Source organism: Bacteroides sp. 51 (genome assembly GCF_010500965.1).
Classification (GTDB): Bacteria; Bacteroidota; Bacteroidia; order Bacteroidales; family Bacteroidaceae; genus Bacteroides.
Window position 1 is genome coordinate 125,088 of record NZ_QVMI01000015.1, and the last position, 14,535, is coordinate 139,622.

7 protein-coding genes are annotated in these 14,535 nt (G+C 44.9%); 2 read left to right on the forward strand and 5 right to left on the reverse strand.

Going from position 1 to position 14,535, the window contains the following annotated elements; all coding sequences use genetic code 11:
* Positions 1–2: 2 nt before the first annotated feature.
* The 5 genes from D0T87_RS12530 to D0T87_RS12550 form a co-directional block, all read right to left on the reverse strand.
* Positions 3–3,155 carry a TonB-dependent receptor gene (locus D0T87_RS12530; protein WP_163175474.1) on the reverse strand — a complete coding sequence of 1,051 codons (3,153 nt, stop codon included), beginning with the start codon at positions 3,153–3,155 and terminating at the stop codon, positions 3–5.
* Between the two features lie 12 nt (positions 3,156–3,167).
* Positions 3,168–4,565 carry an IPT/TIG domain-containing protein gene (locus D0T87_RS12535; protein ID WP_163175515.1) on the reverse strand — a complete coding sequence of 466 codons (1,398 nt, stop codon included), beginning with the start codon at positions 4,563–4,565 and terminating at the stop codon, positions 3,168–3,170.
* Positions 4,566–4,615: 50 nt separating this feature from the next.
* Positions 4,616–7,144: a glutaminase domain-containing protein gene (locus D0T87_RS12540; RefSeq protein WP_163175475.1), complete on the reverse strand. Its 2,529-nt coding sequence runs from the start codon at positions 7,142–7,144 to the stop codon at positions 4,616–4,618.
* A gap of 328 nt (positions 7,145–7,472) precedes the next feature.
* On the reverse strand, positions 7,473–9,290 hold the full coding sequence (locus tag D0T87_RS12545; protein ID WP_163175476.1) for a glycoside hydrolase family 2 protein: 1,818 nt from the start codon (positions 9,288–9,290) through the stop codon (positions 7,473–7,475).
* A gap of 135 nt (positions 9,291–9,425) precedes the next feature.
* Positions 9,426–10,526: a family 43 glycosylhydrolase gene (locus D0T87_RS12550; protein ID WP_163175477.1), complete on the reverse strand. Its 1,101-nt coding sequence runs from the start codon at positions 10,524–10,526 to the stop codon at positions 9,426–9,428.
* 266 nt (positions 10,527–10,792) lie between these two features.
* Between D0T87_RS12550 and D0T87_RS12555 the strand changes: the two genes are divergently transcribed.
* The gene (locus D0T87_RS12555; protein ID WP_163175478.1) at positions 10,793–11,905 is read left to right on the forward strand and encodes a glycoside hydrolase family 76 protein; all 1,113 of its coding nucleotides are present in this window, start codon (positions 10,793–10,795) and stop codon (positions 11,903–11,905) included.
* Between the two features lie 153 nt (positions 11,906–12,058).
* The gene (locus D0T87_RS12560; RefSeq protein WP_163175516.1) at positions 12,059–14,533 is read left to right on the forward strand and encodes a glutaminase family protein; all 2,475 of its coding nucleotides are present in this window, start codon (positions 12,059–12,061) and stop codon (positions 14,531–14,533) included.
* Positions 14,534–14,535: the final 2 nt, after the last annotated feature.

Below are 14,535 nucleotides of genomic sequence, written 5' to 3' on the forward strand. Positions count from 1 at the left end.
AATTAGAAGTTCATTGTTAAACCAAGAGTAAAGCTTTTGTTTAATGGATATTTTTGTCCATTGCTTGTATCCAATTCCGGGTCCCATAACTTTAAACTATCCCACAGAAACAGGTTGTTTCCCAGGAAGAAGATACGGGCATTCGACAGGAATACTTTCGACAACACTTTTTTGGGTACGTTGTATCCTATTTCCAATGTTTTCAGTCTGACGTATTTGCCGTCTCTCAACCAGAACGTAGATGCGCGGTAGTTATTTTCATTTCCTCCGTAGCTCAAACGCGGGTACTTGGCATTAATGTTTTCTGTCGCTGTAGTGCCTGAAATTTCACTGGAAATCCAGCGGTCACTTTGGTTAGCTACGTCAGTGAATATATTACCCCAACTTCCGTCTTTGAATGGATATACGCTGGAACCGTCGATCATTTTTGACGACTTTCCGGCTCCCTGGAAGTGAATATTGAAATCAAAATCCCTCCATTGTACTGAAAGACCAAGTCCATAAATCAGGTTAGGAACAGAGGTGGAACCGATGGCTACTCTATCGTCATCATTAATAATACCATCTCCATTTACATCCTTATACTTAATATCTCCCGGCATATAATCTCCAAAATCCTGGCGGGGGCTGTTGCGGATGTCATCGTAATCTTCAAAAAGTCCTAAAGCAATCAATCCTTTCACCTGATTATAGCGATATCCCTGTGTCATTTGATAGGGTAGCGCACTGGCTTTCTCGTCAAATTCAATAACTTCATTCTTGGTGTAAGTCATATTTCCACGTAGGGTAACGTTAAACTCTCCAAACTGTTGGTTGTATGCGAAATTACCGTCAAACCCCTTGCTTTCCATCTTACCTACATTGGCCCAGGGCTGTCCCACTCCTCCTACCATAGAGGGTAGATTTTGTCTTTGCATAAAGATATCTTCGCGTGTATCTTTATAAACATCAATACTTGCCGAGAAACGGTTGTTGAGTATATTCAGATCAAGACCGATATTGTGTTTTTTTGCTACCTCCCAAGTTAGGTTATTGGCTGCTACCGTAGTCATTTGAAGCCCATTGATGTTATAGCTTTGTCCATAATCAGCGAAATCATAACCATCGCCACTACCAATTATACTCATGTATGGGAATCTTACATCTTTGTTGTCCTTCCTTATCTGATCGTTACCTACTTCACCATACGAATAGCGTACCTTTGCCATAGTGAGCCAAGGCAATGCTTTTTTTACGAAATTCTCTTCGGCAATGTTCCATGCTAAAGAAACAGCGGGGAAGAAACCGAATTGATGTCCTTTCTTGAAGTTTTCAGATCCGGTGTATCCAAAATTGAATTCAACCATATAACGGTCCATGTATCCATAAGTTGCACGACCGGATAATCCCATATTACGTTTAGGCATCCCGCGGATCAGGAAGTCTAATTCACTTTCGTCCCAAACATGTTTGTCATGATCTGTGTGCCCATCATGGCCAACATTTGCGATGTGGTAAGGACGTGTTATAGTTACGGTTTTCTCGCTTTGAAGATACTTTACCATACCACCCACACGGTGTTTACCATTAAACAGACGGTTGTAATGTGTTTCCAGTTCCATATTGAAAATACGTTCCGAATCGCTCTCGGTTTCCTGAAACATCAACCTTTCTTCGGAAACACGAGTCATGACCAGATTACCATCAAGGTCTCTTCTGCGTTCGGCTCTCCATTGTTCGGGCCACCTTTTTCTGGCAGTTTTATTATTACTTGTATTGTCCAAACCAATACGACCTTCGAAGCGCAGACCTTCGGTGATGAACTTCAGGTCTTGTTTTACCGTAGCATTGACCTGCGATACATTTTTTGATTTTTCTTCAAATCCGGTTTGAGTAGCCAATACCCATGGGTTGGTTTGATTTCCTGTACCATAAGCCGGCACACGACCGTCAGAATACATCAGTGGAATAGAGATTGGGTTTTGTCCTACGACAGAATGCCAGATGTCTCCTCCTAATCCCGGGCTGTTTTGCGTTTGCAGATATCCGGAAACACCAATGCTTACCAATGTAGTCTTAGTCAGGTCCAGGTCAAAGTTAGTTCTATAATTCCAACGCTCTAAACCGGAATTGGTTTTATAGTCTTTCATTGCTTTGTCCGTATTATACATACCTCCCTCATTCACATAACTGGCAGACACGAAGTAGCGTGCTGTTGACCCACCACCGTCGAAATTAAGAGAAGCTCTGTACGTGCTGGCGCCATCGCGCAACAATACATCCATCCAATCTACGTTCGGATACAGATCGGGGTCTAATTGATATTTAATGATATCAAGTTCCTGTGGTGTATATAGCGGTTCCTGATTTCGGGTTCTCAACGCTTCATTCACCATATTGGCATACGTGAGTCCGTCTACAAAGTCGGGAGTACGGGTACGGGTATTGTAGCTGTATTCTACTTTAGCATTGATGTTGATCTTACCGGCGTCTCCTCTTTTGGTAGTAATCAATACAACCCCGTTTGCACCTCTTGATCCATAAATGGCAGTGGCCGAAGCATCTTTCAATACGGTAAACGATTCGATATCTTCGATGTTGATTTCGTTGAAATCGCGTTCAAATCCATCAACCAGTACCAACGCACTTTGGTTTGCACCGAAGGTAGAGATACCGCGAATCCAGAATTCTGAGGTGTTCTGCCCCGGTTCTCCTGATGATTGACGGGCAATTACCCCTGCTACGTTACCTGCCAGCGAGTTGGACAGATTGGAAGACGATACATTCCTCAGTTGTTTTACATCTACTGTGGTGAGCGCTCCTGTAGAGGAAATTTTGCGTTGAGATCCGGCAGCTGTAATTACTACCTCGTCTAATATGTTTTCGCCTTTCATCACTACATTGACAACTTTCTTGTCGCCAATGTTTATTTCCTGCTTTTCGTATCCTACATAGCTGAAAATCAGTGTGCTGTAGGGGCGTACTTTGAGCGAGAATTTACCGTCGAGGTCTGTAATGCTACCATTGCCTACCTGGTCTTTAACAGAAACAGTAACACCGATTAATGTTTCATTTGTCTCATCTGTAACAGTACCTGTAACAGTTACTGTTTGTTGAGCAGATATTCCTGCTGCGCACAACAGAAAAAGTAACAGTATATATATTTGTTTCTTCATACTACTAGATTATTATTTAGGCATATTTATCATACGAATACGCTTATTGTCACGGTCGGCTACATAAAATATTTTGTTTTCCGAGTCGTAAGCAATACCATTGGGTCTATGGAATTGTGCGTCGCTTACCGGACCATCGGCATAGCCGGAGTTTCTTGCTCTTCCTGCAAAGGTGCTAACGATACCATTAGGTGTAATTTTCCGGATGCAATGATTCTCGGCATCGCATACGTAGAAGTTGCCTTCTTCATCAAATGCACCTTGATAAGGACGATCGAAACGGGCAGCAGTGGCTACACCATCATTATGACCGGCTGACCTTGGATATCCGGCAAAGATTACCGGTGCTTCCAATTCTTGTGTGGCCCGGTTATAATAAGATTTAAGAATATAATGCTGATTTATTACGACAATATATGCAAAGTCTCCACTAGGATGAAACTGAATGTTGAATTCCCAATCGCGGTCTTGTATTTTGAAGAGTTGCTTAGAATTCTGTCTGGCATCCAGCGGGTTTGAACTACCACTCCATTTGAATACAATACCATCTTCGAAACTATTAAAGAAATAGATATTGTCTTGCGGATGGTAAGCGCCTCCATTGCATTGTTTGCCATTAATAGCACGTTCCCAATCTGTAAAGCCTCTGGCGGCAGTTAATCTTACTGCGGCATAATCATCCCAACTGCCTCTATCTGTGGCGATCAGCATTGATTGGAAATCGTTAGCGAATGCAATGGTACGAAGACGCATGCCGGCATTGTCATGTTTGGTCACTACCGAGGTGTGGTCTTTATCTATAAATCTCAATCCTTTTTCTTCTTCCAGAAGGTATAGATTTTGATCCTGATCGAAAGTAAGCCACATGGGTTGGTCGAACTGTGCAGCAAGGTTTTCATCGAAATCCGGATCACCGGGAAGCATTATCAGACCATCTTTCGCGGGCGAATTGTTTCTGTTGTCAAGGAATCCAGCCAATGTAGAAACGTATGGTTCTATGACATATTTAAATTCTTCTGTAGTTTTCACTTCCTGCTTGTTGGCCTCTTTTCCGATTTGCACGGTGATAGGCGTTTCCAGCGTTGAGGGTGTAGCTTGCGGAATGCTTACATACATCAGTGTGCCGCTGGAGCTTATTACGTTCAGACGTACATCGTCTAGGTATACATTAATCAATGATAAATCGGTTCCGAAGTTAGAGCCTTCAATCAGAACTTGTGTTCTTACCCCTCCTTCTTTGGGCTGGAAGTCTTTAATAACTACGGGTTGTGCTGGGTTGTACGGCACTTCAGGCATCTTAGGCGGCTCAACGGTTTCCGAACCATCGCAGCTCACAAAGAACACGGTGGCCATGCAAATAAGCAGGGTCAGTGCTTGCCAACTGTTTCTTTTAAGGTTTCTCTTTCTCATTTGTTTAAGTTTTAATAAAAAGTCAGTTAGACTTTTGGGTTTTTCTATTATTAATTAGATAAGGGTGATTTCTTTTCTTGCACTTTATCCATCAGTAGCTTCATGTAGTATCCGCCCACTACGGAACGGGCTTTAAAGTTCATCATCTTCGCGGTGTGTGTATGGTGCCAGTCGCTGATGGGTACACGTGATTCCGTTTCGTTGGCATATGTATACATCGGGTCGATGAATTTCCGGAAGGTTGCCATATCGGGTGCAAGGCAGGCGGTCCAGATTACCCAGTCGGATTTGGTATACTCTTCGCGCGAGTCGAGTGGAAGGCCATACTTATTCTGTTTGCCGAGGTAGAAGTTTATTTCGGTTTCGGCTATTTGCGACGGGAAGATGTTCCAGTTGAAGACCTTGTCCCAGATCATGTTGTACTTCTGGCTCCAGGTGCCCGGTTTGTCGAATGCGAGCTTGTAGTGATCGCCGTCGTTGGCCATCTTTTCCCATTCTACAGCCAGTTTGCGCGCGGTTTCTATATATTTGCGTGCGATGGTTTCCTTGCCAAGCATACGGGCAATTTCTCCATATCCGGCAATGGCCATAATGGCTTTCATGGATAGGTTGGCGTTGTGTGCCAGGTGTCCGGCGAAGTCGTCGGTACAGAGCTGATTCTGTGGGTCCAATCCGTTTTCGAGCAGGTAGTTGGCCCAGGTAGAAAGGGTTTCCCAGTGCTGTTCGGCGTAGCTGGCATTTCCTTCGATCAGGGATATGGCTGCGGCCAGTATCACCATGTTTCCGGCTTCTTCGACAGGCATATCTTCTCCGTAGAGTTGACCGTTGGCAATGGGGTAGGTGCCCAGGTCGTGTGCCGGATAGGGTTTGTTCCAACGTCCGCTTTCGCTATAGTAGAAGATAGAAGTCATCATTCCTTTCATCAGCTCGGTGTTGTAAATAAGATACAAGGGTGCCGAAGGGTAGGTTAAATCTACCGTATTGATGCATCCGTTACTGTGATTTTCCTTGGAAAGGAACAGGATGTTTCCGGCATCATCGGTAATTACTTTATGAGCGGTGATGGAGTGACGATAGGTGAGTGCGCACAGTTCGGCATATTCCTTGCCGCCTGCTTTCTCTGCATCGGCCATCAATTGCTTGTCGAATGCGCGGCAACGGCTCATCAGCGAGGGGTAGGCTGCTTTGTATCTTTCGAAGGCATCGAAAATGCTGACCGAGCCGTTGTGTTTCCAGTAGGCCATGCGGCGTTGGTAGAAGTATTCGATGGCATAAACATCGTCATAGCCCAGCATCAGGAAGCCGTCTTTGCCGTTTTGGTTTACGGTTCCCAGATTCTCTGTATAGGCCAGTGCGGGCATTCCTTCGAGGTTGCGACTGATGTAGTTTTGCGAAGCCGGCAGGAGTTTCCCTTTGGAGATAAACTCTTTCTTCATATCATAAAAGTTGCCGATGCTGAGCGATTTGTTCGGGTCGTTCGGAGCCGCCAGGTAAGCGTATCCCCAGTCAATGCGCACGCCATCGCCTTTGCGAACGGTGTAAGGCTGATCGATGGTGCCGGATTTAATGTAGTTCATTCCGTTTTTGCTCACCATCTCCGAAACTGTAGGCTGCAGCGGATCGTGAACGGTGAGTTGCGGGGTAGTTTCAATGTAAATTTGTACATCGTGCTGCTTCTTATCGAGTGAGCGAACGCGGTAAGAGATGTAATTGATGGGGGTAGAAACGAGGTCGATATCTTCCATTAACAGGGGGGCGGTGAATACCACGTCCAATTCTACCGGACCGCAGGTAAAGGTGTAGAATGTTTGCGTGGGCAATACATCTACCGATTTCTGGATGGCGGCTGTATTGAAGTTGCTTTCCTGTTTGTTCTTGCGGTACAGTCCGAAGTCAACATAAGCGCCTCCCGCACGGTTTTCGCAATGTGCGGCAATGATATTCTTTCCTTTGACCAGCTTTTTCCTGGCCGAGGCAGTGAGTTCGATGGTGACATCGTTTTTCCACGAATAATCGGTAGATACCAATTGTTCGCCGTTGAGGTAGAGTTGGAACACATCGTCGTGCGAGTAGCGCAGGTAGATGGCTTCCTGGGTCAGGTCTTCGTTCAGATCGAAAACGCGGCGGATCCAGATGTCTTTTGTTTTCCACTCCGTACTCAGACGTTTTCCGCCATCGGTGCCGAAGGCTGCTTTTCCTTTTCTCCATGCGGAATCGTTGAACGAAAGGTTGTCCCATCCGTCGGCCGGTTTGTCGAACGTGTAACGGGCTTCCCAACGTTCGTTGTCCGACATGGGCAGGATGGTGGACAGGTTCAACTTGTCCTTTCCCATAAAGCGGTACACTTTGCCGTCTACGCGCAGTGCCCCCAACAGCGGATGTTCCTCGGCTGTCCAGTGCTCGGTGCTGCCTTCGGTCAGTTCGTTGTAGGGCGACCAGATGGCGAGGTACGTGTCCGAAGTTATTAAGGGTACGGACGGTGCCCGCAACTTGATGTCCTGACTTGTTTTGAACAGGTCAGTGGCTTGTATACTACATGCCAGACAGGCTGATACCACAAAAATAAATAGCTTTTTCATCTTTTTCTATGTAATTCCTTTTAGGTTATTAATGTATTATCCTGAAACAATCTTTTCTCTCACTAAAAACTAATTATTATTACGAAAACTGTGCTTATCCTTTCATCTCTGGTTAATATTACCTTATATTGTTTGCTCAATACCTTTTGATTGTTTGTACGCTAGGTTTATCGTTTTTCTACTTGAGCCGTATAAAGTTGGAAGATTAGCGCTATTCTTCCGGAAGAACAGCGCTGTTTTTCGCGAAGAACAGCGCTAATCTTCAAATTTCCGATTCGTTGTTTGTAGACAAGCAACCGCTTGCTTGTCTGCATCCGGAGGCTTACGGTTATCTGTTCAATGCGTTGCTTATCCGCAGATTGGCTTCTTTTACCTTGTTTTCCAATACCTTAATCTCTTTCCGGTCATACGTAATGAGTCCGTTTACTTCTTCTTCCACATCGGTGATCTGGGTGTAGACGGCGGCCGAGAATCCGCGGTGAATCAGTTCTTCCAACCTGTTGATATATTTGATATACTCCGTGGTGACTTCTTCGGGAGTGTTGAACTGCACATATCCCCAGTTTTTATCGGGTGTCCAGAGATGATCTTTCATGGCCAGACCAATTCCGCCGTATTCGCCAAGCACGGTGGCGCGTTGGGTGTCGTAAAGAAACAGGTCGGGACCGGGATAGTTATGAAGGTCCAGAATGTCGCCCGTGCGGTAGTGGTTACCTCCACTTGCTGGATTGACCAAACGGGTGGGGTCATATTGTTTCGTCCATTCGGCTATCTCTACCGTCTTGAACTGTCCCCACGCTTCGTTGAATGGTACCCAAACACCGATGGAAGGATAAGAGTACAGGTAATCCATAATCTCTTTCCACTCTTTGCGATAGTTCGCTTCGGATTGTGCCGAGCGTTTGGCATCTGCACCATCATAATATTGATGCGTTTGCCATTGCGCGGGACCTCTTCCGCCGTTGGGCATATCCTGCCAAACGATTAATCCCAGGCGGTCGCAGTGTGTATACCAGCGTGCAGGTTCCACTTTGACGTGCTTGCGAACCATGTTGTAGCCGAAGTCTTTGGTTTTCTGAAGGTCATACAACAAAGCCTCATCAGTGGGGGCGGTGTACAATCCGTCGGGCCACCAACCCTGATCTAGCGGACCGAAATGGAAGATGTCTTTATTATTTAGCTGGAAACGGACAATGCCGCTGCCGTCTTTATGGGTGCTGTATTTCCGCATGGCGGCGTAGCTGTTTACCTTGTCTACGGTCTTTCCATTGCTGGAAAGCGTTACAGTCATGTCGTACAGGAAAGGAGAGTCCGGCGACCATAGTTTCATGTTCTGCGGTAGGATCAGTTCAATCGGGAAACCATTGATTGAAGCTCCTGATGCTATCAGCGTCTTTCCGTCGAAGAGTTTAACTTCCACTTTCTCCGCATTTTGTGTATTCTCGGTATCTACTTCAACGGTAAGGGTTTTCCGGTCAATGTCGGGAGTCGTTCTTACGTAGCTGATGTGGCGTTCGGGAACAGGTTCCAACCACACCGTCTGCCAGATTCCGGTTACAGGAGTATACCAGATGCCACCCGGACGCTCAACCTGCTTGCCGCGGGGTTGCTCGCCTCTGTCCGAGGGGTCCCATACCTTTACGGTAAGCGTATTGTTGCCTTTTTTAAGGACAGAAGTAACGTTGAACGAAAACGGAGTGAAACCGCCTGTGTGCTGACCTACTTTAACGTCGTTCACCCAAACGTCCGCTTTCCAATCGACTGCACCAAAGTGCAACAGGATATTCTTTCCATTCCAAGCCGATGGCACTGTAAACGTGCGGTTGTACCATAACTCTTTGTTTTCGCCTACCAGTTTTTCTACACCCGATAGCGAAGATTCAACAGCAAAGGGCACCAGGATATCTCCTTCATAAGCCGTAGGAGCAGCTTCTCCTCTTGTTGTGATGGCATAATTCCATAGTCCGTTCAGGTTCTTCCATTCACTGCGCTCCATAATTGGGCGCGGATACTCGGGCAATACATTTTGTGGGTTAATTTGTTCGGCCCACGAAGTCTTGATTTTATCTCCGGCAGGTTGCCATTGAGCCACGGCTGTGCCGGTTAATGACAAGATGAGGAGAGTGAGTAACAAGCTTTTCTTCATAAATTGTTTTTACTTTAAAAATGAGTATTATAATTAGATTCGTTGCTTAAGTCAGGCATGTAGCTCCCTGAAGCAAGTGTATTTTTCGGCATATACATTCGCTTCTTCTATCAATTATATAGGGTTAATTAGGGGTTAATTTATCTTCGTAATCCCCGATGGGAGCGGCAAGGGCGTACCTAAACTATCCAGGGTGGCAAAGCGGGGCAATCCGTCCTCATCCCATTCCACCTTGAGTAAGCGCGGTGTTTGCGAACCTATTGCTCCGGTTGCATCGTTCGGAATTTTCCTGGCATGATATAAAGTGTACCATTCTTTTTGATCGGGCGATGGAATGAATGATAGACTCCCCGGACCAAAAACATGCTTCTCTTTATATTGTGCAAGCACGGGCGAGGGGTGCTTTTTCCAGGATGCCGGATCGGTTAAATCACTGTTAGCATCTGCCGTCAGTAGTCCGACACAATAATAAGGTGTCCATTTTCCACTAGCCGAGTAGTAGATCAGAACTTTATCCTTATTCTTAGACAAGAAGTACTGTGGAGCTTCGTTTACAAAAATCGGGTAAGCCGTTTTATTTCCATCGGGATTGATCCATTGTCGTTCCCACTCGAATTCGGGTTTGGATATCATAACTCTTTCGGTAGAAAGCGTCCACGGATTCTTCATTTTTGCAATATAAATGCATTGTGTTTCGGTGTTAATCCTCCGTTTCTCCCATCCGCACCATATCATATAACGTTCACTGTTATGCTCGAACGTGCTGGCATGAATGGCCCAGTTATTATCTTTATCCGTACTGATGCGGCCTTTCATCTCAAACTCGCCTTCCATTGGGTTGGCCGACTCATTCTCAATGACGTAGATTTGATGATTGTCCATATTACCATCATCGGCAGCAAAGTATATATACCATTTATTATGGATGAAGTGAATTTCCGGTCCCCAGAGGTGGAGCGCGTTACTTTTGTCTTTGGGAATCCATACCGTTTTCCGGGTGGCATTGCGCAGGTCGGTTATATCTGTGGTTTCCCAAAGAATAATAACGTCTTCACAGCCTTGCGTATAATAGTATTTACCTTCATGGAAGATGGCCCACGGCTCGTCGCCCGCATCTAATATAGGATTGGTGTACGTTTGTTGCACCGCCTTATTCTCATTAACTTCCGTGCCCTTGTTCCTGCAAGAGTTGAAGACGAATAGCGAAATAACCAATATCAAAACTTTTGTTTTCATACTATATTATCTTTAAGGATGCTGCAAAGAAAAACAGTTTAAATAAAATAGAGCAAGAAAAACTGTTCAATTTACGATAATTCCTATTCTTTTTTGTTTTTGCCATTTTTGATAACCCGGAGATAATCCACAGATAACCCTGAAATAACCCAATTGAAGGTTTTTGACCAGCAATTATTTTTAATTGAACAGATATTATCGCTTTTTTTTTGAGGTTTCTTATTTCTTTGCTTTCGATTTAGAAACCATGAAAACAAAGAAAAACCATGAGAAACAAATTCCTCCTTATTGCGATATTATCTCTTATCGTGAGTTCATATTCGTATGCCTCGGAACCTCCCATTAAAAAGGCATCCGCCTACACAAAGAAAGATGCTATTGCGGCAATAGATGCGTTCCATGAAGCATTTTATAATCCTCAGATGAAACTATACGCCATCAATTCCGATAAAAAAGGTCGTGCCGCCATCTGGACACAAGCCATCTACTGGGATATGATTATGAATGCGTATAAACGAACCAAAGCTCCTAAATACCGCACACTGATTGACGAGATTTATCAGGGAGGCTATGAGCAATATACAGGCTACGACTGGACCGATAAACATGAGTGGTTCATTTATGATGATATGATGTGGTGGATCATTTCCCTGGCCCGTGCTTATGAAATTACCGGCGACGGCAAATTCCTGGACAATGCATCTACCGGCTTCTTCTATGTATGGCAAGAGGCTTACGATAAAGAACGCGGCGGATTGTGGTGGAATTTTATTCACGACGCCAAGATGTCTTGCATCAATTATCCTACCGTTGTGGCTTCCATGACTTTATATAATATTACGCGTGATCCGAACTATCTGGATAAAGCAAAGAAGGTATATGCCTGGTCGAGGAATGTATTCTTCGATCCGGAGAAAGGGCGGATAGCCGATAATATGCATTATAATCATTTGTTCAAGAATAGCATGGACATTGCCTGGGTGACTCAACTCTACAATCAGGGCACTTTTATCGGCTCGGCTACCATGCTATATAAGGCAACCGGCGATAAGGCGTATTTAGATGACGCCATTCTTGCTGCCGATTATGTGAAAGAGCATATGTGCTATGCCGATGGTATTCTGGAATTCAAGAACGGCATTGAGCAAGGTATTTATGCCGCTATTTTTGCACAATACATTGCACTACTTATTGAAGAGGGCAATCAACCGCAATACCAGGATTGGCTTCGCCATAATATAGATATGGCATGGAGCAATAGAGACAAATCCCGCAATATTACATTTAAAGATGCCGTGAAACCTTGTCCCACAGGCGTGGTGGAAGTCTATGATGCCAGTGCATGTCCGGCGTTGATGCAGGTTGTAGCTCCTAAGTAATGCAAATGATTGCTTTGTGTTAATGCAAACGATTACCTTGTAGGGGCGGTTCGCGAACCGCCCAATACACAGGATATGCAGGAAACCATTTTCGGGCGGTTCGCGAACCGCCCCTACATAATAACCAATTCAATTTTAAACTAACAAATAATGATGAAAAGAAAATTAGCTGCGCTATTTCTGGGCACTGCCCTGTTGAGTAGTTGTGCAACAACCGTTGAGCAAACTAAAAACGAATTGAGAGCACCAGCCTATCCGTTGGTGACGATTGACCCCTATACCAGCGGGTGGTCATTCTCGGATAACCTGTACGACACTCCGATAAAACACTGGACCGGAAAATCTTTTTCCCTCTTAGGAGTTGCCAAAGTCGATGGACAAACCTATCGCTTTTTGGGTGCCGAAGACCTGGAAACGAAACCTATCGCCAAAAACTCAGAAGAAGGAAAATGGTACGGTAAATATACCACCCGGAAACCTGCCGATGGCTGGCAAAACACAACATTCAATGACAGTTCCTGGAAAGAAGGTGAAGGCGCTTTCGGTACAAAAGAACTTGAACTGACCTCCAAAACCGAATGGGGTGAAGAATTCATTTGGGTACGCCGCTATGTAGATATTGAAGAAGACCTTCAAGGAAAGAATGTATACCTGGACTACTCCCATGATGATGGCGTAATTATCTATATCAATGGAATAAAAGTGGTAGACTCCGGCAATACATGCCAGAAACATGCACTTGTTCAATTGTCCGATGAAGTATTGGCTTCCCTGAAACCCGGTAAGAACCTGATAGCCGCCTATTGTCATAACGGCGGAGCCAACGGATTGCTTGACTTTGGTTTGCAGATGGAAAAAGATAAAACCCGCTTCTTTATGCAAACCGCACAACAAAAATCGGCCGAGGTGCAGGCCATGCAGACAAATTACGAATTTACCTGCGGACCGGTAGACCTGAAACTTCAGTTCACAGCCCCTCTCTTTATGGATGATCTGGATTTGATGACTCGTCCCGTGAATTACATCTCCTACGAAATTGCATCTAATGATGGTCAGAAACATCAGGTTGAGCTTTATTTTGAGGCTGCTCCACAATGGGCGCTCGATCTGCCTAATCAGGAATCAGTAAGTGAGGCATTTACTCAAAACGGACTGGTATACCTGAAAACCGGAAGCCGCAATCAACAAATCCTGGCCAAAAGAGGAGATGATGTTCGCATTGATTGGGGATATTTCTACCTGGCCGCCGGCGAAGAGGATACAAACTACGCATTGGGCGACGGAATTGAGTTGAGAAGAAGTTTCAGCGAGCAAAACGTATTGGAAGCATCTTCCACCCAAGGTTATGATAAGCTGGCTCTTGTGCGGAAGCTAGGCGAAACAAATGCATCAAAAGGCCACCTGCTTATTGGATATGATGATATTTATTCTATCCAATACTTCCAGGAAAACCTTCGTCCGTACTGGAACCGCAATGGAAACGAAACCATTATCTCACAATTCGAGAAAGCAGAAAAAGATTACGATAAACTGATGAAGAAGAGCGCCGCTTTCGACGGACAGCTGATGAAAGAAGCCACGCTTGCAGGTGGTCGTCATTATGCAGAACTATGTGCGCTTGCATACCGTCAGGCCATCGCAGCCCATAAATTGGTTCAGGCCCCGAATGGTGATTTAGTATTCCTGTCGAAAGAAAACTTCAGTAATGGTTCTATCGGAACGGTAGATATTACTTATCCGTCGTCTCCGATGTTCCTGTATTACAACCCGGAACTGGCAAAAGGCTTGTTAAATCATATATTCTATTATAGCGAAAGCGGAAAATGGACGAAACCCTTTGCCGCTCACGATGTGGGTACTTATCCGCTGGCAAATGGCCAAACGTATGGAGGCGATATGCCGGTAGAAGAATCGGGCAATATGCTTATTGTTACCGCCGCTATTGCTGCTATCGAAAAGAATGCCGATTATGCCGCCAAACATTGGGATGTATTGACCATCTGGACAGATTATCTGGCAGAAAACGGGCTGGACCCGGACAACCAGCTTTGTACCGACGACTTCGCCGGACACTTTGCGCATAACACCAATCTTTCGGTAAAAGCCATTCTGGGAGTTGCTTCCTATGGTTATCTGGCAGATATGCTCGGCAAAAAAGATATCGCTGAGAAATACACTCAGAAAGCTAAAGAAATGGCAGTGGAATGGGAAAAGATGGCCAATGATGGCGATCACTACCGGCTTACTTTCGACAAGCCGGGCACATGGAGCCAGAAGTATAACATGGTGTGGGACAAACTTCTTAAAATGAATATCTTCCCTGCCAGTATTGCAGAAACAGAAATCGCTTATTATCTGACTAAGCAGAACAAATATGGCTTACCGCTGGATAACCGCGAGTCTTATACAAAGACCGACTGGATTATGTGGACGGCTACAATGGCTAATGATAAACAAACCTTCGAAAAATTCATTGATCCGGTATATCTGTTTATGAATGAAACAGTCGACCGGATGCCTATGTCCGACTGGATAATGTCCGATACTCCCCACCATAGGGGTTTCCGGGCGCGTTCGGTTGTAGCTGGATATTATATCAAATTGCTTGAACAAAAACTAAATAAATAAGA

What these genes read in the sequence shown, in the direction of transcription:
- D0T87_RS12530 (WP_163175474.1), bottom strand. Translation starts at nt 3,155, where the DNA reads ATGAAGAAACAAATATATATACTGTTACTTTTTCTGTTGTGCGCAGCA.
- D0T87_RS12535 (WP_163175515.1), bottom strand. Translation starts at nt 4,565, where the DNA reads ATGAGAAAGAGAAACCTTAAAAGAAACAGTTGGCAAGCACTGACCCTG.
- D0T87_RS12540 (WP_163175475.1), bottom strand. Translation starts at nt 7,144, where the DNA reads ATGAAAAAGCTATTTATTTTTGTGGTATCAGCCTGTCTGGCATGTAGT.
- D0T87_RS12545 (WP_163175476.1), bottom strand. Translation starts at nt 9,290, where the DNA reads ATGAAGAAAAGCTTGTTACTCACTCTCCTCATCTTGTCATTAACCGGC.
- D0T87_RS12550 (WP_163175477.1), bottom strand. Translation starts at nt 10,526, where the DNA reads ATGAAAACAAAAGTTTTGATATTGGTTATTTCGCTATTCGTCTTCAAC.
- D0T87_RS12555 (WP_163175478.1), top strand. Translation starts at nt 10,793, where the DNA reads ATGAGAAACAAATTCCTCCTTATTGCGATATTATCTCTTATCGTGAGT.
- D0T87_RS12560 (WP_163175516.1), top strand. Translation starts at nt 12,059, where the DNA reads ATGAAAAGAAAATTAGCTGCGCTATTTCTGGGCACTGCCCTGTTGAGT.